Origin of the sequence: Roseimaritima sediminicola (assembly GCF_009618275.1) — a bacterium.
GTDB classification, from domain to species: Bacteria; Planctomycetota; Planctomycetia; order Pirellulales; family Pirellulaceae; genus Roseimaritima; species Roseimaritima sediminicola.
This window is the reverse complement of record NZ_WIAD01000014.1, coordinates 27,111-48,890: the sequence shown is the minus strand read 5'-3', so window position 1 is coordinate 48,890 and position 21,780 is coordinate 27,111. Positions and strand designations below refer to the sequence as shown.

General features: G+C 61.4%; 29 protein-coding genes and 1 pseudogene. 5 read left to right on the top strand and 25 right to left on the bottom strand.

Features of this window, described 5'->3' with window-relative positions; genetic code table 11:
• Positions 1–12: 12 nt before the first annotated feature.
• Both GE027_RS09455 and GE027_RS09450 read right to left on the bottom strand, forming a co-directional pair.
• The gene (locus GE027_RS09455; protein ID WP_153556948.1) at positions 13–252 is read right to left on the bottom strand and encodes a hypothetical protein; all 240 of its coding nucleotides are present in this window, start codon (positions 250–252) and stop codon (positions 13–15) included.
• A gap of 846 nt (positions 253–1,098) precedes the next feature.
• On the bottom strand, positions 1,099–2,931 hold the full coding sequence (locus GE027_RS09450) for a sigma 54-interacting transcriptional regulator (RefSeq protein ID WP_153556947.1): 1,833 nt from the start codon (positions 2,929–2,931) through the stop codon (positions 1,099–1,101).
• 217 nt (positions 2,932–3,148) lie between these two features.
• Between GE027_RS09450 and GE027_RS09445 the strand changes: the two genes are divergently transcribed.
• On the top strand, positions 3,149–3,664 hold the full coding sequence (locus GE027_RS09445; RefSeq protein WP_153556946.1) for a carboxymuconolactone decarboxylase family protein: 516 nt from the start codon (positions 3,149–3,151) through the stop codon (positions 3,662–3,664).
• A gap of 354 nt (positions 3,665–4,018) precedes the next feature.
• Here the strand turns inward: GE027_RS09445 and nrdR are convergent, their stop codons facing one another.
• From nrdR to rpsJ, 23 genes and pseudogenes are all read right to left on the bottom strand, one after another.
• Positions 4,019–4,468, bottom strand: coding sequence for a transcriptional regulator NrdR (gene nrdR, locus GE027_RS09440; RefSeq protein ID WP_153556945.1), 450 nt, complete (start codon positions 4,466–4,468; stop codon positions 4,019–4,021).
• A gap of 14 nt (positions 4,469–4,482) precedes the next feature.
• Positions 4,483–5,058: an adenylate kinase gene (locus tag GE027_RS09435; protein ID WP_153556944.1), complete on the bottom strand. Its 576-nt coding sequence runs from the start codon at positions 5,056–5,058 to the stop codon at positions 4,483–4,485.
• A gap of 46 nt (positions 5,059–5,104) precedes the next feature.
• On the bottom strand, positions 5,105–6,451 hold the full coding sequence (secY, locus tag GE027_RS09430; RefSeq protein ID WP_153556943.1) for a preprotein translocase subunit SecY: 1,347 nt from the start codon (positions 6,449–6,451) through the stop codon (positions 5,105–5,107).
• A 162-nt stretch (positions 6,452–6,613) separates the two neighbouring features.
• Positions 6,614–7,114, bottom strand: a complete 501-nt coding sequence (gene rplO / locus GE027_RS09425; RefSeq protein ID WP_153556942.1) for a 50S ribosomal protein L15 — start codon at positions 7,112–7,114, stop codon at positions 6,614–6,616.
• Positions 7,115–7,224: 110 nt separating this feature from the next.
• Positions 7,225–7,722: pseudogene (gene rpsE, locus GE027_RS09420) on the bottom strand (30S ribosomal protein S5); the annotation flags it as partial.
• A 103-nt stretch (positions 7,723–7,825) separates the two neighbouring features.
• Entirely contained in the window at positions 7,826–8,194 is a 369-nt protein-coding gene (gene rplR, locus GE027_RS09415; RefSeq protein ID WP_153556940.1) for a 50S ribosomal protein L18, read from the bottom strand.
• Between the two features lie 52 nt (positions 8,195–8,246).
• Positions 8,247–8,792, bottom strand: coding sequence for a 50S ribosomal protein L6 (gene rplF, locus GE027_RS09410; RefSeq protein WP_153556939.1), 546 nt, complete (start codon positions 8,790–8,792; stop codon positions 8,247–8,249).
• Between the two features lie 90 nt (positions 8,793–8,882).
• Positions 8,883–9,278 carry a 30S ribosomal protein S8 gene (rpsH, locus tag GE027_RS09405; protein WP_153556938.1) on the bottom strand — a complete coding sequence of 132 codons (396 nt, stop codon included), beginning with the start codon at positions 9,276–9,278 and terminating at the stop codon, positions 8,883–8,885.
• A 12-nt stretch (positions 9,279–9,290) separates the two neighbouring features.
• Positions 9,291–9,476, bottom strand: coding sequence for a type Z 30S ribosomal protein S14 (locus tag GE027_RS09400; RefSeq protein WP_153556937.1), 186 nt, complete (start codon positions 9,474–9,476; stop codon positions 9,291–9,293).
• A gap of 54 nt (positions 9,477–9,530) precedes the next feature.
• On the bottom strand, positions 9,531–10,103 hold the full coding sequence (rplE, locus tag GE027_RS09395; protein ID WP_153556936.1) for a 50S ribosomal protein L5: 573 nt from the start codon (positions 10,101–10,103) through the stop codon (positions 9,531–9,533).
• A gap of 72 nt (positions 10,104–10,175) precedes the next feature.
• The gene (gene rplX / locus GE027_RS09390) at positions 10,176–10,526 is read right to left on the bottom strand and encodes a 50S ribosomal protein L24 (protein WP_153556935.1); all 351 of its coding nucleotides are present in this window, start codon (positions 10,524–10,526) and stop codon (positions 10,176–10,178) included.
• A gap of 69 nt (positions 10,527–10,595) precedes the next feature.
• Complete coding sequence (gene rplN, locus GE027_RS09385) at positions 10,596–10,964, bottom strand: 50S ribosomal protein L14 (RefSeq protein WP_153556934.1); 369 nt, start codon at positions 10,962–10,964, stop codon at positions 10,596–10,598.
• Between the two features lie 109 nt (positions 10,965–11,073).
• On the bottom strand, positions 11,074–11,463 hold the full coding sequence (rpsQ, locus tag GE027_RS23895; protein ID WP_153556933.1) for a 30S ribosomal protein S17: 390 nt from the start codon (positions 11,461–11,463) through the stop codon (positions 11,074–11,076).
• A 118-nt stretch (positions 11,464–11,581) separates the two neighbouring features.
• Positions 11,582–11,776: a 50S ribosomal protein L29 gene (gene rpmC / locus GE027_RS09375; protein ID WP_153556932.1), complete on the bottom strand. Its 195-nt coding sequence runs from the start codon at positions 11,774–11,776 to the stop codon at positions 11,582–11,584.
• A 70-nt stretch (positions 11,777–11,846) separates the two neighbouring features.
• Positions 11,847–12,254, bottom strand: coding sequence for a 50S ribosomal protein L16 (rplP, locus tag GE027_RS09370; RefSeq protein ID WP_237607430.1), 408 nt, complete (start codon positions 12,252–12,254; stop codon positions 11,847–11,849).
• On the bottom strand, positions 12,202–12,912 hold the full coding sequence (gene rpsC, locus GE027_RS09365) for a 30S ribosomal protein S3 (protein ID WP_153556930.1): 711 nt from the start codon (positions 12,910–12,912) through the stop codon (positions 12,202–12,204). The genes rplP and rpsC overlap by 53 nt, the downstream gene beginning before the upstream one ends.
• A 66-nt stretch (positions 12,913–12,978) precedes the next feature.
• Positions 12,979–13,338, bottom strand: a complete 360-nt coding sequence (gene rplV, locus GE027_RS09360) for a 50S ribosomal protein L22 (RefSeq protein WP_153556929.1) — start codon at positions 13,336–13,338, stop codon at positions 12,979–12,981.
• A gap of 55 nt (positions 13,339–13,393) precedes the next feature.
• Positions 13,394–13,666 (bottom strand): 30S ribosomal protein S19, encoded by a 273-nt coding sequence (rpsS, locus tag GE027_RS09355; protein ID WP_153556928.1) that lies wholly within the window; start codon positions 13,664–13,666, stop codon positions 13,394–13,396.
• 118 nt (positions 13,667–13,784) lie between these two features.
• The gene (gene rplB, locus GE027_RS09350) at positions 13,785–14,645 is read right to left on the bottom strand and encodes a 50S ribosomal protein L2 (RefSeq protein ID WP_153556927.1); all 861 of its coding nucleotides are present in this window, start codon (positions 14,643–14,645) and stop codon (positions 13,785–13,787) included.
• 47 nt (positions 14,646–14,692) lie between these two features.
• Complete coding sequence (gene rplW / locus GE027_RS09345; RefSeq protein ID WP_153556926.1) at positions 14,693–15,016, bottom strand: 50S ribosomal protein L23; 324 nt, start codon at positions 15,014–15,016, stop codon at positions 14,693–14,695.
• Complete coding sequence (gene rplD / locus GE027_RS09340; protein WP_153556925.1) at positions 15,013–15,684, bottom strand: 50S ribosomal protein L4; 672 nt, start codon at positions 15,682–15,684, stop codon at positions 15,013–15,015. Before rplD ends, rplW begins: the two co-directional genes overlap by 4 nt.
• Before the next feature lie 60 nt (positions 15,685–15,744).
• On the bottom strand, positions 15,745–16,392 hold the full coding sequence (gene rplC / locus GE027_RS09335) for a 50S ribosomal protein L3 (RefSeq protein ID WP_237607428.1): 648 nt from the start codon (positions 16,390–16,392) through the stop codon (positions 15,745–15,747).
• A gap of 307 nt (positions 16,393–16,699) precedes the next feature.
• Entirely contained in the window at positions 16,700–17,026 is a 327-nt protein-coding gene (gene rpsJ, locus GE027_RS09330; protein ID WP_153556923.1) for a 30S ribosomal protein S10, read from the bottom strand.
• A 445-nt stretch (positions 17,027–17,471) separates the two neighbouring features.
• Here rpsJ and GE027_RS09325 point away from each other — a divergent pair, with 445 nt between their 5' ends.
• The 4 genes from GE027_RS09325 to GE027_RS23055 all read left to right on the top strand — a co-directional run bounded on the left by GE027_RS09325 (position 17,472) and on the right by GE027_RS23055 (position 21,614).
• Positions 17,472–18,335 carry a hypothetical protein gene (locus tag GE027_RS09325; protein WP_153556922.1) on the top strand — a complete coding sequence of 288 codons (864 nt, stop codon included), beginning with the start codon at positions 17,472–17,474 and terminating at the stop codon, positions 18,333–18,335.
• Between the two features lie 184 nt (positions 18,336–18,519).
• The gene (locus GE027_RS09320; RefSeq protein WP_202617373.1) at positions 18,520–19,458 is read left to right on the top strand and encodes a ZIP family metal transporter; all 939 of its coding nucleotides are present in this window, start codon (positions 18,520–18,522) and stop codon (positions 19,456–19,458) included.
• Positions 19,459–19,602: 144 nt separating this feature from the next.
• Positions 19,603–20,799, top strand: coding sequence for a ThuA domain-containing protein (locus tag GE027_RS09315; RefSeq protein WP_153556920.1), 1,197 nt, complete (start codon positions 19,603–19,605; stop codon positions 20,797–20,799).
• 482 nt (positions 20,800–21,281) lie between these two features.
• Positions 21,282–21,614: a hypothetical protein gene (locus GE027_RS23055; RefSeq protein ID WP_153556919.1), complete on the top strand. Its 333-nt coding sequence runs from the start codon at positions 21,282–21,284 to the stop codon at positions 21,612–21,614.
• Positions 21,615–21,780 lie beyond the last annotated feature (166 nt).

The following is a 21,780-nucleotide window of genomic DNA, read 5'->3' as shown; positions in this document are numbered from 1 at the left end:
GCTGACATAGGGTTACCCCCTTGGGGCGGACCAGTCGTCGCGGTACGCGCCGATGTGTTGACGCGTGGTGAATTTGGTGTTGGACGAGGATGCACACCGCGTACAACGCGGCGACGACGCCCAACGGCCACGACGCCCAACGGTCCCGGCGTCGCCGACGGTCATGGCGTCGCCGACGGTCATGGCGTCGCCGACGGTCGCGGCATCGCCGACGGTCGCGGCATCGCCGACGGTCGCGGTATCCAGGCCCAACGGGCCGGCCGTACGTCAGCCCAGGGCAACGCCCTGGAGGTTGGTATGTCGTTCATCGCAAGCCCCAAGGGGGCGGCCCTAGTTGCGTGTGGGGTCAGGGCCGGGGTTGTTTGGACGTTTTCGTGGTGAATGTTTGGGGGGGGTGGTGCGGTGTGCCGGCGGTCTGATGCTAGGACCTCCCCCCTGGGGCTGGAGATCAATGTTGTGCCGGATTACCCAGGGCGTTGCCCTGGACTGACATAAGGTTGCCCCCTTGGGGCGGACCGGTCGGCGCGGTACGCGTCGATGTGTTGACGTGTGGTGAATTTGGTGTTGGACGAGGGTGCACACCGCGTACAACGCGGCGACGACGCCCAACGGTCCCGGCGTCGCCAACGGCCACGCGGCCCAACGGTTTCGGCGTCGCCGACGGTCGCGGTATCCAGGCCCAACGGGCCGGCCGTACGTCAGCCCAGGGCAACGCCCTGGGTTTTGGTATGTCGTTCACCGCAAGCCCCAAGGGGGCGGCCCTAGTTGCGTGTGGGGTCAGGGCCGGGGTTGTTTGGACGTTTTCGTGGTGAATGTTTGGGGGTGTTTGGTGCGGTGTGCCGGCGGTCTGGTGTTAGGGCCGCCCCCTTGGGGCTGGAGATCGGTGTTGTGCGGGATTACCCAGGGCGTTGCCCTGGGCTGACATAGGGTTGCCCCCTTGGGGCGAAGTCTCTCTCGTCCAAAGTCCACCGCCTTCGGCTACGGAGGCTACTTTCGGCGGAGCGAAAGGCGACACTGTCTACCGCCTTCGGCTACGGAGGGCTACTTTCGGCGGAGCGAAAGGCGACACTGTCTGGCGCCTTCGGTTACGGGGGGCGGTCAGCGGTCGATTTCGTATTCGGCAATCTTGCGATAGGCCGTCGCTCGGCTGATCCCCAGCAGCTTCGCCGCTTCGGGAATGCTGCCCTGCGTCCGCTTGATGGCTTTGCGGATCAGCCGTTTCTCCCAGAGGTCGATCCGCAGGGTGTCCAGTGCGCTGACGCCGGCGTCGCGGAGCCCGAGGTCCTCGAGCTCGATCATCGGATCTTCGGCCATGACGACCGCGCTGTCGATGACGTTGCGCAGCTGCCGGACGTTGCCCGGCCAGGGGTACTGCAGCAGATGCTCGCGGGCGACGCTGTCCAGCTGGAGATTGGGGCGACCGTGCTGGCGGCGAAAATGCTCCAGGAAGTGGTCCAGCAGCATCGCGATATCATCGCCCCGATCGCGCAGTGGCGGCACGATCAACTCAAACACGCTCAGCCGGTAGTACAGGTCTTCGCGGAACTTGCGTTCCCGTACGAACTCGGCCAAGTCGCGGTTGGTGGCCGCGATCACACGGACGTCGACGTTCACTTCCTTGACCCCGCCGACCGGCAGGAACGGGTGGCCTTCCAGAATCCGCAACAGCTTGGCTTGGCCGTCCAGGGTCAGCTCGCCGATCTCGTCAAGAAACAGCGTTCCGGTGTGCGCTTGCTCGAACCAGCCGGTGTGATCGGCGTCCGCGCCGGTGAAGGCTCCTTTGCGATGGCCGAACAATTGGCTCTCCATCAAGTCCCGCGGGATCGCCGCGCAGTTCACGCTCAGCAGCGGGCGTTCGCTGCGGGGACTGGCCCGGTGTAGGGCCCGTGCAACCAGTTCCTTGCCCGAGCCGCTCTCGCCGCGAACCAAAATCGAACCGCTGGCACGGCCGATGCGGGTGATCTTCTCCTTCAGCTTGATCATCGGGCGGCTGTTGCCGATCAGTTCGTCGCTGTGGGCGTTGCGATCGGCCAAACGACGGTGTTCGGTCTGCAGGGCGTGGGTCTTGCGGACGCTGGCCAACGCGGCCGCGATCAGGCGTCCCGAAGCCACGGCGAACTCGAAATCCGCCGTCTGAAAACGACTCTGTTCACGGTACAGGTGCAGCACGCCCATCGACGTGTCCTGGGACATCATGGGGACACAGATCGCATCGGACCATTGATCGCTGGAGGTGGAGCCTTCGAGCGCTTCGGGACGTTCTTTGATCCAGATCGCCTCGCCGTCCTGGACGACGCGCTGCGTGAGGTTGCGGCTGAGCCGTACGCGGCCGACAGCGCCGGGCGGGAAAACACGCTCCGGAGTCAGCCGGCCATTGCCGCTGTCCCACAGGAATCCCACCACGTCCGAACCCGTGCGATCGCGCAGCAGTTCGACCGCCAGGTTGGATACCGCTTCGGGGTCGGCGCTTTGCAGCAGGCTGAGGCTCAACTGGTACAGGTCCATCAGGTGACCGGTCTCGGTCCGCAGCATCGCCGCGGTGGCCGTATGGACGTCGGCTCCCACCAGCGTCAGGTCCGACATCGGACGATCCAACTGGACGGTCTGCGACAGCACCTGCTCGTCACTGGATTCGTCTTCGGGGGCGTGCAGTTGCAGTTCCGTGCCACCGACCTGGACGACCGATTGATCCAGCAGCATGGCGTGATCGGTTTTCTGACCGTTGACCAGCATGCCGTTGCGACTGCGCGTATCGCGGACCTGCCAGCGGTCGTCCTCGAAATAGACCACCGCGTGGAAGCGCGAAGCGATCGGATCCGATAGCACGATTTCGCAATTGCTACCGCGTCCGACGTGCATGGTGCGGCTCGGATCCAGCGGGTACTGCCTGCCGGCTTCGGGACCGCTGCGAACCTTCAAATAAGCTACCATCTCGTCTCACAATGAAACTCAGCCAATGAACCCGTTTATCCTAGCGAATCGCCGAGATTCTGAGGATAGCTGATCGAAGGCCTCGATCGGCCGCTCCCCCCCGGAGCGGCAGCTCGATTGTTTCGGTGGCGGACGCTGCCCATCCCAAGGCCATTGGCCTGTAGTATGGACTGTGTGTCCCGTAATCTCTGTCGCTGCAACTCAAGGAACGACCCTCATGCCGCATGTTGCCCCTCTGCAGACAAACGATGCCCCGGAAAAATCGCAACCCATCCTCAAGGCGATCGAAAAGAAATTCGGGCAGTCGCTGAACATCTTTTCGACCGCTGCCCACCAGCCCGATGTTCTCGGCGGTCTGACCCAGATCAATGATGGCCTGCAGAACGACTTGCCAGCCAAATATCGCGAATTGGCCTATTTCAAAGCCTCGCAGATCAATCGCTGCGATTACTGCTCGCACTACCACCAACAGGCGGCCAAGCAGGCCGGCATCAGCGACGAGCAGCTGGCGGCGATCGACAACTTTGCCGACAGCGACGTTTTCGACGACCAAGAGAAGGCCGTGCTGCGCTATACCGAGCAACTGACGCGCACCGCGCAGGTGGACACGCAGGTGGTCGAGCAACTGAAAGCGTTTCTCGACGAGCCGCAATTGGTCACGCTGGCCGCCGCCGTCGCCCTGGCCAACTTTACCAACCGCTTCAATCACGGGCTGGATATCGAACTGCCGTGAGCGAGAAGGTGGCGGCTCTCGTCCTCAGGGGCAGCAGTCCTCGTACTCGTACTCGTACTCGTACTCGTACTCGTACTCAGCGCAGCGGTACTCGTACTCAGCGCAGCGGTGCTCGTACTCAGCGCAGCGGTGCTCGTACTCGACCTGCTTTGAGCGGGATGGTTACTGGGAAACGCCGAATTTCGAGCACGAGCACGAGCACGAGCACGAGTACGAGCACGAGTAGGAGTAGGAGTAGGAGTAGGAGTAGGAGTAGGAGTAGGAGTAGGAGTAGGAGTAGGAGTACGGTTTACCACAGGCTGGAAGCCTATGCTACTGTTCACAGGCTGGAAGCCTATGCCACTGGGCGGATCGCTACTCGCGGATGCCTTCGATGACGCGGAAGAAATCATCGACGTTGGCGAAGTCGCGGTAGACGCTGGCAAAGCGGACGTAGGCCACTTCGTCGACGGCGTACAGACGCTTCATGACCAGCTCGCCGATCGCCTGACAAGCGATCTCCATCGCACCGTCAACGTACAGTTCGGTTTCGATTTCCTGGACCAGTAACTGGATCCGTTCGGTACTGACCGGACGCTTCCAGCAGGCGCGTTCGATTCCTCTGCGGATCTTTTCGGGATCGAACGGTTGCCGGGACTGGTCGCGTTTGATGACGCGAATATCGAATTCTTCCAGCCGTTCGTAGGTGGTGAACCGGCGGTGGCAGGTTCCGCAGCTGCGGCGACGGCGGATCAGGAAGCCGTCTTCCATGGCCCGGGTGTCGACGACGCGGTCGTTATCGTGTTTGCAAAACGGGCATCTCATCGCCGTCCTCTCAATCAACTGGCCTGGCGTGAGGCCACATGGTCGGCGATCTGCTGGGCGACCTCTTCGGGCGACTGCATGCCATCGACATCGCACAGAACGCCTCGCTCACGATAGTACTCCAGCAGCGGCTCGGTCGAAGTGCGGAAGATGCGCAGCCGCGAGGCGATGGTTTCGGCCGTGTCGTCGGCTCGGAACTCGATCATCGCTCGCCGCAGCATACGCTTGACCAGTTCCTCCTGCGGGCAGTGCAGGTGCAGCACGAGATCCAGTCGGCATCCGAGGTTGCTGAGAAACTCGTCCAGCAACTGAGCCTGCGGGATGGTGCGGGGGAAGCCGTCCAGGAGGCAGCCGCGTTGGCAATCCTGTTCCAGCAACCGTTTTTTGGCGATTCGCATCACCAGGTAATCAGGGGCCAGCATACCCTGATTGATGAACGAGGCGATCTGCCGCCCGAGGGCGGATTGCTGCTGGAGCGTCGCTCGCAGCATATCGCCCGTGGACAGATGAGGGATCCGCAGTCGCTCGGTCAGCCGTTTGCACTGCGTGCCCTTGCCGGCTCCGGGCGGTCCGATAAAGACGATCCGCATGACGCTCTCTTGCAGCCTGAGGGGACAGCGACCGGATCGCCCAAGCCTAGGCTTCCAGCATTCCTCGGTAGTTTCGCATCACCAGGTGGCTGTCGATCTTTTGGATCAAATCAAAGGCCACACTCACGGCAATCAGCAATCCCGTCCCACCGTAGAAACCTGCGATGGAGTAGGGCACGTTCAGCGAAGCATACACGATTGTCGGGACGATTGCGACAATCGCCAGGAAGGCGGCTCCGACGTAGGTGATGCGGACCATGACGCGTTCCAGGTGATCGGTCGTCCGTTTGCCGGGACGGTAACCCGGGATGAACGTGCCGCTCTCCTTCAACTGGTCGGACATCTCTTTGGGATTAAAAGTGATCGCCGTCCAGAAGTAGCAGAAGAAGAAGATCAACAGCACGTACATCATGTTGTAGATGTACGAGGTTCCGTCACCGAGCGTGATACTGGTTGCGTTCAGCACTTCGCTGGTCCGCCCTTCGAACCGTCCGGCCAAGAAACCCAACAGCACACCGGGGATCATCAACAGACTGCTGGCGAAAATGATCGGCATCACGCCGGCCTGGTTGATTCGCAGCGGCAGGAACTGACGCGTGCCGCCGTAGACGCGTCGCCCACGGGTAAATTTGGCACTCTGGGTCGGGATCCGGCGTTGGCCCAGCGTGATGAACACCACGCCAAACACGACGCTGACGAACAACAGCACCAGGATGATCAAGGTCTCCACCCCGATCGTGCCGCTGCCCAGTCCAACCAGGTTGTATTCCATGTTGTTGATCAACTCAAACAGAGCCGAAGGCATCTGGGCCAAAATCCCGGCCATGATCAACAAACTGATCCCGTTACCGATGCCGTACTCGTCGATCTGCTCGCCCAGCCACATCAGGAACACCGTGCCGCAGGTCATCACCAATACGGCAGCGATTTGCCAGCCGATGCCCAACGATCCGTCGATCAAAAAGTCGGGGTCGATACGGTCGCCACCGACCAGCATCAGGCTGAGGTACAGGTAGCTCTGCACCAGGCAGATCAAGACGGTCAGATACCGCGTGTATTCGTTTAATTTCTTGCGGCCTGCCTCGCCCTCCTTCTTCAGTTCTTCCAGCGGCTTCCAGACGCTGCCGAGCAACTGAAAAATAATCGACGCGGAGATGTAGGGCATGATGCCCAGACCGAAGATCGTGGCGTTGCGCAGGTCACTGGCGGCAAAGATGCTGACCTTTTCGAAGAAGTCGGCGGCACCGCCCTGGGGGCCACTCTCGTCGGGGGCCGCGATCATCGGCAACGGAATATGGAAACCGATGCGGTAAATCGCCAACAGACCCAGCGTCAGCAAAATCTTGCGACGCAGTTCCGGGATCGAGAATATGATGCGAATCTTTTCTAACATCGCGGGGTGTCCATTCGTCCGACGGAGGACAAGCGCAGCAAACGGGCGGCGCTGGAAGTAACAACAAAACGGCGGCCGAAGTGGACGGCCGCCGACAATCTAGCGATTCCCGCTGACCGATGCGAGACGGGAATCCGCGATGCCCACATCCTTGCGGTCGTGCTAGCCGTTCTTTTCAGACTTCAGTGCGGCAACGCGTTCTTTGGGCGTTCGCTTGGGAGCAATACGATTGACGGTACCGCCGGCCTTGGTGATCTTCTCTTCGGCTTGCTTGCTGAAGCGATGAGCCGTGACGGTCAGTTTCTTGGTCAGCTCGCCGTCGCCCAGGATTTTGACTTCGTCGAAGGTTCCGGTGGCGACGTGCTTGGCGGCCAACGCCTCGAGGGTGACCTCGTCACCGTCCTCGAAAGCCTTGTCCAGCGCAGCCACGTTAACGGCGAACACCTCGACGCCCCATTTGTTGTTGAAGCCGCGTTTGGGGATGCGGCGAATCATGGGCATCGCACCGCCTTGGAAGACGGGTTTACGCGAGTAACCACTACGGCTCTTGTGACCCTTGTGGCCTCGACCGGACGTCTTGCCAGTACCCGAGCCGGGGCCGCGGCCGATCCGCTTGCGGGCCTTGTGCTTGTGTATTCCGCGATGGACGTCTTCGAGATTCATGGCTTTGTCTTCTGACTTGCAAAATTTGGACGGAGGATTTATTCGGCGCTCTCGGTCGTGGCACTCGCTGCCTGCTCGGCGCTCTCTGCCTTGACCGGGGCCGGGGCGGTGGCGCCCATCAGTTCGGCGGGGTCGAGTCCACGCAGGGCGGCGACCTGTTCGCGGGTCCGCAGCTTGCTGAGGGCATCGATGGTGGCTTTGACCAGCGTGACCGGATTGTTGGTGCCGTAGCTCTTGGTCAGGATATCGTGCAAACCAACTGCTTCACAGACCGCACGCACGGCTTGTCCGGCGATGACACCGGTACCCGCACCGGCGGGGATCAGCAGCACTTTGGCAGCGCCAAAATGGCCCCAGACCTGGTGGGGGATCGTTCCGTCGACAACCGGAACTTCGATCATATTGCGGCTGGCCTGTTTCTGGCCCTTGCTGACGCTGGGCGGAACCTCGTTGGCTTTGCCGTAACCCCAGCCGACTTTACCTTTCCCGTCACCGACGACCACCATGGCTGCGAAGCTGAAGCGGCGACCGCCTTTGACCACGGCAGCACAGCGTTTAATTTTGACGACGCGATCGAGCAATTCGCCGGGTTGAGTTGATTGAGACACGTTCGACTCGAATGTTTAGTTGGTTTCGGGGAACAGGAGCACAGCGACCGGGCACCTAATCGACAACGGCGGTCGCGCTTCGTGGGGTCTTCAGCCAGCCGGCTTAGAACTGCAATCCGCCTTCGCGAGCCGAATCGGCGAAGGCTTTGACGCGACCGTGGTAGCGGTTGTGTCCACGATCCAAACGCACGCGAGTGATGCCCGCGGCGGCAGCCTTTTCGGCGATTCGTTTGCCGACCGCAGCGGCCGCGTCGCAGTTGCCACCGTACTGGATCGAATCGCGGGCGTCCTTGTCGCGGGTGCTGGCGCTGGCCAACGTCTTGCCCGCGGTGTCGTCGATCAGCTGGCAGGCGAAGTGTTTTAAGCTGCGCTGGACCGACAGCCGAGGCGCTTCAGCGGTGCCACGCAGTTTGTTGCGGACGTGCTGGCGACGACGCAGCCGTTTGACATTCAGTTTCTTGTTCTTATCCATCGTCTTACTCTATGCGGACCAACGAGCGTGGTCGGTTGATTGCCAAGTGGGTTTACTTACCGGCCGCTTTACCAGGTTTCAGTTTGACCTGTTCACCCTGATAACGCACGCCCTTGCCCTTGTAGGGTTCGGGTTTACGCAGGGCGCGGACTTCCGCGGCGAACTGGCCAACCTTCTGTTTGTCACAGCCCTTGACCACCACGTGGGTTTGGTCGGGGCAGGTGACGTCCAGCTCGGCCGGGATCTTTTTGTGCAGTTCATTGGCATAACCCACCCGCAACTGCAGGGTGTCGCCGGAGATCGCCGCCAGGTAACCCACGCCCACGACCTCGAGCCGTTTCTCGTAACCTTCGGTCACGCCGACGACCATGTTCTGGATCAGGGTCCGCGTCAGGCCATGGTAGGCGCCGGCATCGCGGGAGTCTTCTTCCCGGGTGACGGTAACCTGGCCGGCATCGCTATCGACGCTGACCGAGACCTCTGGCCGGTGCATGTATTCCAGCTTGCCCTTGGGGCCTTCAACGCTGATTGTACGGCCGTCGACCGCGACGGTTGCACCGCCCGGGATGGTGACCGGTTTCTTGCCTAGACGACTCATGACAACTGCAAAGGTTTAAAAGGTGATCTGATTGGATTGGAACCTGCGGCAGGGCCGCGACGACCCGTGTCGAGGTGTAGCCCCGGTGGTTTAGGCGACTTCGGCCAGCACTTCACCGCCGACCTTGTCGCGGCGTGCTTCGCGGTCGCTCATCACGCCCCGGCTGGTGCTGATGATACGGATGCCCAGTCCACCGAGGACGGGTTTCAGTTCGCGGCTGCCGCTGTACTGGCGGCGTCCCGGTTTGCTGACGCGGCGGATGCTCTGGATCACGCGTTCGCCATTGGGGCCGTACTTGAGTTCGATTCGCAGCACCGCAGCGGGCTGGGCTTCGACCTCTTTCCAGTCCCAGATGAAGCCTTCGCGTTTGAGCACGTCGGCGACGCCGCGTTTGACGCGGCTGGCGGGAATATCCACGAAGCGTCGTTCCACTCGAACGGCGTTGCGGATGCGGGTCAACATATCTGCGATTGGGTCGGTCATCATGGTATCGGTCCCCTACCAGCTGCTCTTACGGACGCCAGGAATCAAGCCTTTATCCGCCAACTGGCGGAAACAAATTCGGCACAGGCCAAACTTGCGGTACACCGAACGCGGGCGTCCACAGATATTGCAACGGTTCTCACGGCGGGTAGAAAATTTGGGTTCTCGATTCGCCTTGGCGACTTTTGATTTGCTGGCCACTGGGCGGCTACCTATCGGTTTTGCGATTCATTGTATGGACGAAGAACGGACTAATTACGCTGCGGAGCCCTTGGGCTTGCTCTCGCGGAAGGGCATGCCCAACAGCCGCAGCAGCTCACGACCCTGATCGTTGTTCTCGGCCGTGGTCACGACCGTGATGTTCATGCCCTGGGGGCGGGTGTATTTGTCCGGGTTCAGTTCCGGAAACACCAACTGTTCGACCAGGCCCATGCTGTAGTTGCCCCGGCCGTCGAAACTCTTGGGACTGATCCCGCGAAAGTCACGAACACGCGGCAACACGACCGAGATCAAGCGGTCCATGAACTCGTACATCCGAGCCCGACGCAGCGTCGCCATGCATCCGATCGGCATCCCTTCCCGCAGGCGGAAGTTCGAGATCGAGGTGCGAGCGAGGGTGTAGACAGGTTTCTGGCCAGCGATTTCCGTCAAGGCATCGAAGGCGATGTCCAGGTGCTTCTTGTCACCGACCGCCGAACCGACGCCCATGTTGATGGTGACTTTTTCCAGACGCGGGATCTGATGCACGTTGGCGAAGTTGAACTTCTCCTGCAGTGCGGAGCGAACCTGCTCTTGATACTTCTGTTGTAACCGTGGTACGGATGCCATGGTCTGGGGTTCTCGTTGTAGCGCTCGGCGAAAGTGGTCGAGCTGGTGTGAAAACGGTTGTGCGAATGGGGGCTACGACTGGGTGGCGTAGCGCGGCTTGGCGGGGCTCATCTTGCCCAGGCTGTTGCCGGACTTTTTGGCGTATCGTTCTTTGCTGCCGTCGTCCAGGTAACGGACGCCGATCCGGGTCGGTTCGCCGGTCTTGGGGTCGACCAACATCACGTTGCTGACGTCGATCGGCATCTCTTTGCTCAAGCGGCCGCCCTGGGGGTTCTTCTGGCTGCGGCGGACGTGTTTATACACCTTCGCCACGCCTTCGACGAGCACCTTGCGGTTCTGACGATCGACCTTCAGGATCTTGCCCTTGACGCCTTTGTCGGCTCCGGTAATCACGACTACTTGGTCATCGACGCGAAACAACATTGCGGTACTGCGATCTATAAGTGTGTAATGGATTGGGTTGCGGAAGATGGTCTGGCATTCGCCCGCGGCTCAAACGACTTCGTTGGCCAGGCTGACGATCTTCATGAAGTTCTGCTCGCGCAGCTCGCGGGCGACCGCACCAAAGATACGGGTACCGCGGGGGGCTTTATCTTTATCGATCAAGACCACGGCGTTGCTGTCAAAACGGATGTAGCTGCCGTCACCGCGCCGCGTGGGCTGCTTGGCCCGCACGATGACCGCTCGCACAATGGCTTTCTTCTTGACTTCGCTGCCCGGGATCGTGCTCTTGACGCTGCAGACGATCACATCGCCAATCGTGGCGAAGCGACGTCGGGAACCACCCAGCACCTTGATGCACATTACTTCCCGAGCACCGGTGTTGTCGGCAACATCCAGTCGTGTTTCTTGCTGAATCATGAAACTAAGCCGATTCCCGGCAGGTTCGTTTTGTGTGGTTGGGCCTTCGCCGCGAAGGGGCCGCGGCGAAGCGGTTAATAGGGGATCAGGGCCGAAAGGACGTTCAGGGTTACTGAGCGTTCTCGGTGTTGTTGTCGGTCGTGTCGCTGTCGGCGGCCGGTTGGGCTTCGTCTTCGTCACCGATGTGCGCCGCTTCGATGGCTTCGGTTTCGGCGGCGTGCTTGCGAGCGGCCCTCAGGGCTGCCAGGTCGACGGCGGTGCTCTTCTCGATCACCCGCGTCAACTCCCAACGCTTCAGCTTGCTCATCGGCCGCGACTCGATCAATTCCACCAAGTCGCCGGCACCGGAGGTGTTTTCCTCGTCGTGGGCGTAACAGATCGTACGCCGCTTGACGTACTTGCCGTACTTGGGGTGCTTGACCCGGCGAGCGATTTCGACGCGCCGCGTCTTGCTCATTTTGTCGCTGGTGACGATCCCGGTTACAACGCGCTTTGGCATGATGGATTGACTGAAACGTAGGCTTTAATCGGTTACAAAATTCAATGGACCACCGGACTCATACAACACGGGTCTCGGCAGTGCTCGGCTGGCCCGAAGGCGGGCCGCGGCGGTGTCCCTAGGACTTGGCCCGCTCGGTCTGGATGGTCTTGATCCGCGCGATCAAACGGCGGTTCTTCTTCAGTTCACTGGGAACGTCCAGCCGTTCCGACTGCGACTGGAACCGCAAGCGGAACAGTTTTTCGGCCGTTTCCTTGCAGGTCAGTTCCAACTGCTCGTCGCTCATTTCGCGAAGTTCAGCGGCTTTGCTCATGGGACATCTCGTAGGCGTTGCCGACCGTTCGTTTCGGCCGAACGGCCCGGTCACGGAATGTATGAATCAGTTAAACCGGTCGTCGGGCGACGAACCGGACCTTGACAGGCATTTTGCTGGCCAGACGTGCAAAGCACACCTTGGCTTGTTGTTCGGTCACACCGCTCAACTCATACAGCACGGTCCCCGGTTTGACCGAGGCCGCCCAAAAGTCGGGCTCACCTTTCCCCTTACCCATCCGGGTTTCCAGCGGCGTGCTGGAGACGGATTTGTCGGGGAAGATGCGGATGTACAGTTTGCCTTCACCACGGACGTATTGCTGGGCAGCGATACGACCCGCTTCAATCGTGGCGGCTTTGATCCAACCAGGCTCCAGGGACTGGATACCGTAGTCACCAAAGACCACGCGATTGCCGCGCGTCGCGTTACCTTTTATACGTCCTCTTTGGCTTTTTCGATGTTTGACCCGTCGCGGCATCAGAGCCATCGGCGTCGTCTCCGTAAGTACCTTGGTTGACCCACACTTGAATACCGATGTGCCCCTGTGGCGTCATCGCTTCGGTGAATCCGTAATCAATTTTTGCGTTTAACGTGCTGAGCGGAATCGAGCCGCTTTGCTGCTTCTCACGGCGAGCCATTTCGGCACCGCCCAGACGCCCGGCCAACTGGATCTTGATCCCTTTGGCACCGGCATCCATGGTCTGTTCCATCGAACGTTTCATGGTTCGGCGGAAACTCGACCGCTTGCTCAGTTGTTGGGCGATGTCCTCGGCCACCAACTGCGCCATCAGTTCCGGACGCCCAACCTCTTCGACTTTCAGGTTGACACGGCGGCCGATCAAATTCTGCAGTTCACCCTGCAGGATCTCCACTTCCTGACCCTTCTTGCCGATGATCAGACCCGGACGAGCCACGTACAGGATGACGCGAACCTCATCCCGGGTACGTTCGATTTCGATGCGGTCGATTCCGGCATTGCGGTACTGCGTTTTCTTGGGATGGTTCTTGATGAATTCGCGAACCTTCTTGTCTTCCAACAGCAGTTCAGGAAAGTCTTTCTTCGACGCATACCAACGACTGGACCATCCACGGGTGACGCCCGTTCGGAATGCGATTGGATTGACTTTTTGTCCCATAACCTTGCTCGTTCGTTCTGGCCACTCGGGGCAGGATCAAATGTTTTCTAACGGGTCTCGGTACGACTACAGTTCATCGATCGGCGTCAGGCCGACGGTGATGTGACTGGTGCGTTTCTTGATCATAAAGGCCATGCCGCGGGCCCGGGGACGGATCCGCTTGAACATCGGCCCGCCGTCGACGCGCACCTCGGTCAACACCAGGTCTTCGACGCGAAAGGCTTGGCCGCCATTCTGTTCCGGGTCCGCCGCGTTACCGACGGCACTCTTGATAACCTTCTCCAGCAGGCGAGCCCCGCGTTGGGGCTGGAACTGCAGGATGTTGAGGGCGTCGTCGGCATACTTGCCACGCACCATATCGGCAACCAAACGCACCTTGCGGGCGCTCATGCGGGCATTCTTGTGACGGGCAGTGATGGTGGTCATAGCAGTGGCCGCTGTCTCGCGGATCGTTCCGTATGTTTAACGCTTAACTATCTGATTAACGCTTGTTGCCTTTGCCGCCGTGACCCCGGAAGGTGCGCGACGGTGCGAACTCGCCCAGCTTGTGTCCGACCATGTCTTCGGTGACCAGCACTTTGACGTGCTTGCGGCCATCGTGAACCATGAAGGTCACATTCACAAACTCGGGAACGATCGTGCAGGACCGAGCCCAAGTCTTGATCGGTTCAGCTTTGCCGCCTTCGGCTTGCTTCTGAACCTTGAAATACAGCTTGGGGTCGACGTGCGGACCTTTTTTCGAGCTGCGACTCATAGCATTCGGGGGTACAGGTGGAAGGATCTAGTGAATTGGTTGTCAAGCTCACGGCCGACCGGCTGGCTAGGGCCAACCGGCGGGCTGAGCTCCGCGGAGGCTGGCTGCCGCGGGCCGTTTAGTTGTGCAGTTTCAACTGGCCGTAACGCCGGCTCTTGCGACGCCGGACGATCGACGTGTTGCTGGGCTTGCGACGCTGACGCGTGGCGCCGCCCTTGGCGCTCTTGCCCTGCGGGCTGACCGGGTGACGACCGCCCTTGGTCCGGCCTTCACCACCACCGTGCGGGTGGTCGATCGGGTTCATGGCCGTTCCGCGAACGTGCGGACGACGTCCCAACCAGCGGGCTCGTCCGGCTTTGCCCAACCGCACTTTGCTGTGATCGGTGTTGCCGACCTGTCCGATCGTGGCTCGGCATACCGCAGGCACGCGGCGGACTTCGCCGCTGGGCAGGGACAACTGGGCCCATTCGGCTTCGCGAGCCATCAACAGGGCTTCGGTACCGGCCGAGCGACACATCGAAGCTCCACCGCCCGGTCGCAGTTCGACGCAGCTGACGGTGGTTCCGACGGGAATGTTCTTCAGGGGCATGCAGTCGCCGACTTTGCCCGGCGCGTCCGGGCCGTTCATCACGCGGTCGCCGGCTTTGAGGCTGGCCGGTGCGATCACGTAACGCTTGTCGCCATCGGCGTAGTGCAGCAGCGCGATCCGTGCCGAGCGGTTCGGGTCGTACTGAACCGAATCGACGCGGGCTTCGACACCGTCCTTGTTGCGGCGGAAGTCGATGATGCGATACTTCTGTTTGTGGCCGCCACCGCGGTGACGCGCGGTGATCTTGCCTTGGTTGTTGCGGCCACCGGTCTTGCGCTTGGGAACCAACAGGTTCCGTTCGGGCTTGGCGCCCGGCGTCAGTTCAGCGAAATCGCTGACCGAGGCGTTGCGCCGTCCGTTGGTGGTAGGTTTGTATACTCGAATGCCCATGGCTTTGCCTGATATGCTCTCGATACGGTTTCGGTTGCGACGAACGCCTAGAAGAAGTCGATGCGATGCTCGGGATCGAGCGTCACGATGGCTTTCTTCCAGTCACCGGTGCGGCCGACACGGAACTTGAACCGCCGGGCCTTGCCCTTGCGAGTCTGCGTCCGCACCTTCGCGACCTTGACGTCGAACAATGTTTCCACGGCCTTTCGCACGTCGATCTTGGTCGCTTGTCGATGGATCTCGAAAGCGTACTGATTGTTTCGACTGGCGCGATGGACGCCTTTTTCGGTGACCAGCGGTCGCAGCAGAACCTGGTGCGGTTCGAGTTGCAGTCCGCCTTCCGACTGGGCTGGGGGTTGAATTCGGCTCATGCTTCCGCTCCTTGAGCTTCGTTGCCGGCGGTGGCGGGCGAAGCGAAGGTACCATCTTTGATTTTGTCCAGGGCTTCGCGAGTGACCAACAAGCGGCGTGGCTTCAGCACCGTCAAGGCGTTCAAGTCGCGTACCGGCGACACGTTGACGCCTTGGATGTTGCGTGCACTGCGGTACACCATGCCGTCGAGGCCGGCGGTGGTGACCAGGGTGGTCTTGTCGTCCAGGCCCAGGGCCTTCAGGACCGACGCCATCTGCTTGGTCTTGGGCTCGCTGAATTCCAATTTGTCGATCACCACGACCTGGCCGTCGGCGATTTTGCTGGCGATGGCCATTCGGGTGGCCAGTCGCACGGCTTTGCGCGGCAGGCGGTAGCTGTAGTCGCGCGGCTTGACGGTCCGTGCGACGCCACCGCCGCGACGAACGTTGGTGCGTTTGCTGCCGGCACGGGCGTTACCGGTGCCTTTTTGGCGGTACAGTTTCTTGGTACTGCCGCTCACTTCGCCGCGAGTCCGCGTGTTGTGCGAACCTTGCCGTTGATTGGCCTGGTACATCACCACGACGTCATGCAACAACTGCTTGCTGATTCGGGGCGCGATCGCCGCGGGATCGATGTCGTAAGTGCCGACACTCTCTCCGCTGGCGTCGTAAACCGTCAGGCTGGCCATGTTAGGAAACTCCAGTATTTCTTTCAAATAGCGGCGGGCAGCATGCCTCACCCAGACCAACTACCGCAACCGATTGGTTTCGCGAACAGAAACAAAGCCACCGTTGGGCCCTGGGACCGCTCCACGCACCAATAACAAATGATTCTCTTCGTCCACCTTGACGACTTGCAGATTGCGCGTGGTCACTCGCTCATTGCCGTAATGACCAGCCATCTTGCGGCCCTTGAACACGCGACTGGGCGAAGCACTGCAGCCGGTGCCGCCGGCGTGGCGGTGCACTTTCTTGACGCCGTGCGTCGCACGCTGGCCGCTGAAGTTGTGACGCTTCATGACGCCGGCGAATCCGCGGCCCTTGCTGGTGGCGGTGACATCGACCGCTTTGACGCCTTCGAATTCGGCGACCGTGACCTGAGCACCGACTTCGCTGTCGGTTTGGCCGCGGAACTCGCGAATGAATCGCTGCGGCTCGCAGTCCGCCTTGGCGACCGCTTCGACACCGGCTCGCGACTTCTGCCGCTTGCTGTCCAGCTTGGCCACATGGCCGCGCTCGCTGCGATTGGCCAACCGGCGAGGTTTGTCCTCAAAGCCGAGCTGAACCGCTTCGTAACCATCTCGCTCCTGCGTACGGACCTGCAAGACATTGCAGGGGCCAGCCTGAATGACCGTTACCGGCACTGCCGTACCGTCTTCCAAATAGACCTGCGTCATCCCGACTTTGCGGCCGAGGATTCCCCGTGGCATATCACGTGCCTTCAGTAAACAAAGTTAAGTGGAGCGAGTCGCCTCCCGAACCTTGTCACGCCGCGGGGCGCCAGGAGGTTATCGGGCCGGCTTCCGTTTCAAATGGAATACCGTTGTCGCGAGCCAACAATCCGTTTTACAGTCAAAACAAACCAACCCCAGGACCTTCACGCAGACCCTGGGCGCTCGCGGAGCCAGATCGGCCGCGGGCGGGGACGAAATCTTATCGTGCATGCCGCAGGGCGAAAGCCCTAACGGCCGATTCAGACGTTTTTTATCTTGCCGAGGCCTTGATTTTGATATCAACGCCGGCCGGAAGACTTAATTTGTTCAGTGCTTCGATCGTCTTGGCCGTGGCCGCCACGATGTCGATCAGCCGCTTGTGCGTGCGGATCTCGAATTGCTGGCGCGCCTTCTTGTCGACGAAGGGGCCGGACAAGACGGTGTACTTCTCGATCCGCGTTGGCAAAGGGATTGGTCCGTGAACCTCGCTATGGGTCCGCTTGACGGTTTCCACAATATCCAGCGCACTCTGATCCAAGATCGAGTGGTCGTACGCTTCCATACGGATACGAATGACTTCGTGCGACCCAGCCGCCACGGCAAACTACCTAAGTTACAAGTATTGAAGCACTCGAGACGTTGGCAACACAAACCCACCGAACCGCCTTGGGCCCGGCCAGGGAAATCCTGGCCGACAAGAAACCGGCACACGTGCCGGTGTTTGCGTAGATTTCGCGCTGACTGTCTCGTCAAGAAGGTGAGAATCTATCGGCACGCCTCAAGACGGTCAACGGCTGTTGGTCGTTTTTTTTGACGGTTGGTCAAGTTTTTTGATTCGGCTGGGGCAGGGTCGCTCGGCTGGGGCAGCCGAGCTACTTTCTTCTCGGCTGGGACAGCCGAACTGCTATTGGGCGGCTACCTGTGCCTTTTCCTGAAAGGCGAAGAGTTTTCCTGGGCCGTGGAGGCTCCGCGAGCCGAATAATCGATACGAGCGTCTTGGTCGCGGAGCCTTGACCCTGCGGTGCCTTTAGCCCCTGATTTGCATGCCACGTCATAACGCCCTGTCGATTTTGGCGCTGGTCAGCTTCGTGTGCCTCGCGTCCCCGGTGGGGCTGCCCACGGCGATGGGCCAGCAGGCATCGCGGCCGGTGGTTTCGGGCGGGGCGGCCGCCGGGGGCACCGACCGCGCGACGCGAGCCGATGCGATCGAGCATCTTCCGCTGGATCGGTTGACCGCCGAAGCCCAGCAGCGAATCCGGCGGATCGTCCACTCGCCGACCCTGTTTCGCCGGCTGCCCACCCAGCAGATCGAGTGCGACCCGGAGATGTTCGTGTTTCTGGTGCGGCATCCCGAGGTGATGGTCGGTATCTGGGACGAGATGGGGATCACGAAGGTCAAAACCCAGCGAATTGCCCCGTTCCAGCTGCAGGCCAACGACCACGCCGGCACGGTGTGCCACATCGATCTGGTCTATGGCGACCAGCAGACGCATTTGTATTACGCCAGCGGCGAGTACAGCGGGCCGCTGGCTGCGGTGCCGGTTTCGGGCAAGGCCGTGTTCGTTTTGCGGAGCGAAACGCAAACCGACCCGAGCGGGCAGGCGGTCGTGGTCGGCACGCTGGACTGCTTTATCCAGCTGGATAATCTGGGCGCGGACCTGATCGCGCGGACGCTCAGCGGGCTGATCGGGCGAACCGCCGACAATAACTTCGCCGAGAGCGCCAAGTTCATCTCGCAGATCTCGCGAGCGGCGGCGTCGAATCCCCGCGGTATGGAGGAGCTGGCCGTTCGCCTGCCGCAGGTGTTGCCGGAGATCCGGCAGCGTTTCGCCGAGAAAAGCCGCGCGGTCTATCTGCGCGAGCGCCGCGCCACTGCGGCCACCGCCACAGCCGCCTCGGCCAAATAGTAGCTCGGCTGGGACAGCCGAGCTGCTTTGGGCCGCTGAGCTAGCCGATACGGTCCTTGCAACAATCCGCCCTCTGGCAAACAATACGTCCGCTTTTTCGGCACCACCTTGCTCGTGCCGCTGCAATGCTCGCTCACTTGGGGCGTTCTGATTTATACGGACAATGCCTCGCGGGGCCGACGCCATGCTTTCTGCTGAATCTGCCCTGCCGATCGCCGTTCTGGTGGCGTACTGCGTGGCCGTGGTGGCCGCTTCCCTGGCTGGTGGTGGTATTACCCAGCGGATGCGGATCACCCATAACGGGATGCAGCACATCATCAGCCTGGTGGGTGGAGTGATGCTGGGCACGGCCGTGTTTCACCTGCTGCCCCACGCCCTGCACGACATCGGCCGCAGCGTCAGGCTGGACAATATCATGTTGGCCGTGATGGCGGGCATTGTCGCAACGTTCGCGATGCTGCGTTTGTTTCACCACCACCACCACGGTGAGGAGCAGGCGTTTAAGGGCGACGCCGCCGGCGACGGCCACGACCAGTGCGGGCATGGCGACGCCGAGCATGCGGCAGCAGCCGGCCACGATCATGCGGGCCACGGTCATGCGGGCCACGGTCCGGGGCAAACGCATGAGGGGGCTCACGCGCATCGGCACAGCTGGCTGGCCGTGCTGGCCGGCTTGACGATCCATACGTTGATCGACGGAGTCACGTTGGCGGCGGCCGTGGCGATGGACGCCAGTCACCCGGGGCACACGGGGATTCTGATGGGGTTTGGCGCCTTCCTGGCGGTCTTTCTACACAAGCCGCTGGATGCGATCTCGGTGACGTCGATGATGGCCGCCGGAGGCAAATCGGTGCGGGCGCGGCGGATCGCGAACCTGGTGTTCGCGTTGGCTTGTCCCCTGGGCGCTGGCCTCTGCTATGCCGGGCTGACGATGGGCGGTTCGTCCGCGGTGGCCTATCTGTTGGCTTTCTCGGCCGGCGTCTTTCTCTGCATCGCGCTCAGCGACCTGCTGCCGGAGATGGAGTTTCACTCGCACGACCGAGTGTCGCTGTCGAGCATGCTGATGCTGGGCCTGTTCGCCGCCTGGATGCTGCGATTTTTGGAAGGCGACCTGCATCAGTGATGCCGCTCTGGCCGGCACCGCGTCGCCGGCGCTCGCGCAGCGGATACAATAGGCTGGCGTCTGGGCGGCCAGTGGATTTTGATGGATGCTGTTTGCGCCGCGCTGTCCGCCCACCCTTCTTCCGAAAAACCGGAGCAGTCACCGATGCTATCCCGTTTCCTGCTGCCCGCCGCCCGCCTTGTCGCGGCCTTCCTGATCGTCCTGGCCGCGGGGCCCGCGGCCCACGCGGCTGACCCCGGCAGCGACACCCTGGTCTATGAGGGCGGCCAGGGTATCGGGGCCGGCAAGCACATCGTCCTGATCGCCAACGACCACGAGTACCGTTCGGAGCAGACCACATCGCTGCTGGCCAAGATCCTGGCTCACCACCACGGCTTTCGCTGCACCGTGCTGTTTGGCGTCAATGATCAGGGCGAAATCCATCCCGGTGCGAAGAGCGTTCCGGGGATGGAGGCACTGGAAGATGCGGATCTGCTGTTCTTCTTCACTCGCTTTATGGACTTGCCGGCTTCGCAGGTCCAGCATTTGGTCGACTACTTCGAGCGGGGCGGACCGGTCGTCGGGGTGCGAACTTCCACCCACGCCTTCAACGGCCAGGGCGAGGGCTGGGAAAAGTTGAACTACAACTACGCCGGCGAAGACTATCGCGGCGGGCTGGGCGAGCAGGTTTTCGGCAATACGTGGCACGGCCAGCGTGGGCAGAGCCACTACGGGCGAAACCACGTCATGGGCAGCCGGATCACGGCCGTGGACTCGGCCGCCGAGCACCCGATCCTGCGCGGCGTGGGCGCGATCCATGCCTACTCGGGCGCCTACAAATCGCAGCTGCCCCAGGACGCGACGCCGCTGCTGGACGTCCAAGTCCTGAACACGTTCCAGCCCAGCGATGACATCAAGCAGGATTCGCCGGCCGTCAACGCCGGCTGGACCCGCGATCATTACGTCGCGCCCTCTGGCGAAACCAAGCAAGCCCGCGTCGTCTACACCTCGCTGGGCGCTTCGGAAGACTTGCTCGATGCCGACGCCCGCCGCCTGCTGGTCAACGCTTGCCTGTGGGCGCTCGGGATGGAGGCGAAGATCGTCGCGGACCTGGACGTCAGCGTCGTGGGTGACTACGCCCCCACGCCTTACACCAACGGGATGTTTTACTACGAGGGTGTCCGGCCCTCGGACCTGCAGGATATCGGCGGACGCATCATGCCGCCCGACGCCCCGGTCGCCGGGATGACGGATGATCGCCGTGCGAAACGGCGGTATGCGATCCTCCGTAACCGCCCCGAGATGCGCCAGCGACTCGAGCAACGCTACCCAGATCTGCTCGGCGACAACAGCAATCCGTAGCTGAAGTCGCCAGACTTTGGATCTCAAATCTGCTGACTCCGGCGGAATCTATGTACGACCAAAGTCGTTTACTCCCCTCTCCCACCACTGCTTCACTCGCTGACGCTCGCGGCGCAGCGGGGGAGAGGGGAGAAAACGTTGCATTCTATCGCTCCGAGCCATACAATAGATTCCGTTTGAGTCAGCAAATCTCAAATCTCAAATCGTCGGCTTCGCGTCTCTGCTGCGGACTGCTTTCAGCTACGCGGCCGCGCCACCGAAACGACTTCGCAGCGCCGTCTTTTTGATGACACGCTTGCGTTCCGACGACGAGGCGTCGGGGCTGTCTCTTGTCGGGCTTGCGGCGTTTAGTTCGCTCGGTCTGGGCTGAATTGCCTTTTAACGGCCTCGCGGCTGCCGTTCGTTGTGGCGCCACAGCTTGCGATGGCACGCCGTATGCACGTGTTTCTCCGTACACCTTTCCTTTGTTACGGAGAATCAACATGAAGCGTATGCTGATGTTATTGATCGCCGGTGCGACGTTGACGTTTGTCATCCCGGCCGCCGAAAGCCAAGCTGCCGACCGGTTCTATCGCGGTCACGGCCACCACGGTCTGCGGCACGGTGGTCATCACGGCCACTTCCGCCACGGCTACCGGCACCGTGGCCATCACCACCGTGGCCACCATTACGGGCGTCACCACTACCGCGGTCACCATCATGGTCACCACCGCAGCTATTACCGCGGATATCGCTCGTATCGTCCGCATCACTACCGCCATCGCGGCTTGCACCTCGACGTCGGTCCGCTGCATTTCGACTTCGGCGGCTATTGAGCCCCGGGGCGGGGACGGGGCCTCCGCTGGCGGCCAGCGACCAACCGGACAGCATCATTGCTGGCCGGTTTTTTTATGCGCCCCCGCGGTGGGTCCAGCCACTACGGCGGGATCGGTCGACGCGGCGGGGCTGGCGAACGCGACAAAGTGCCCGGTGTAGAATTGC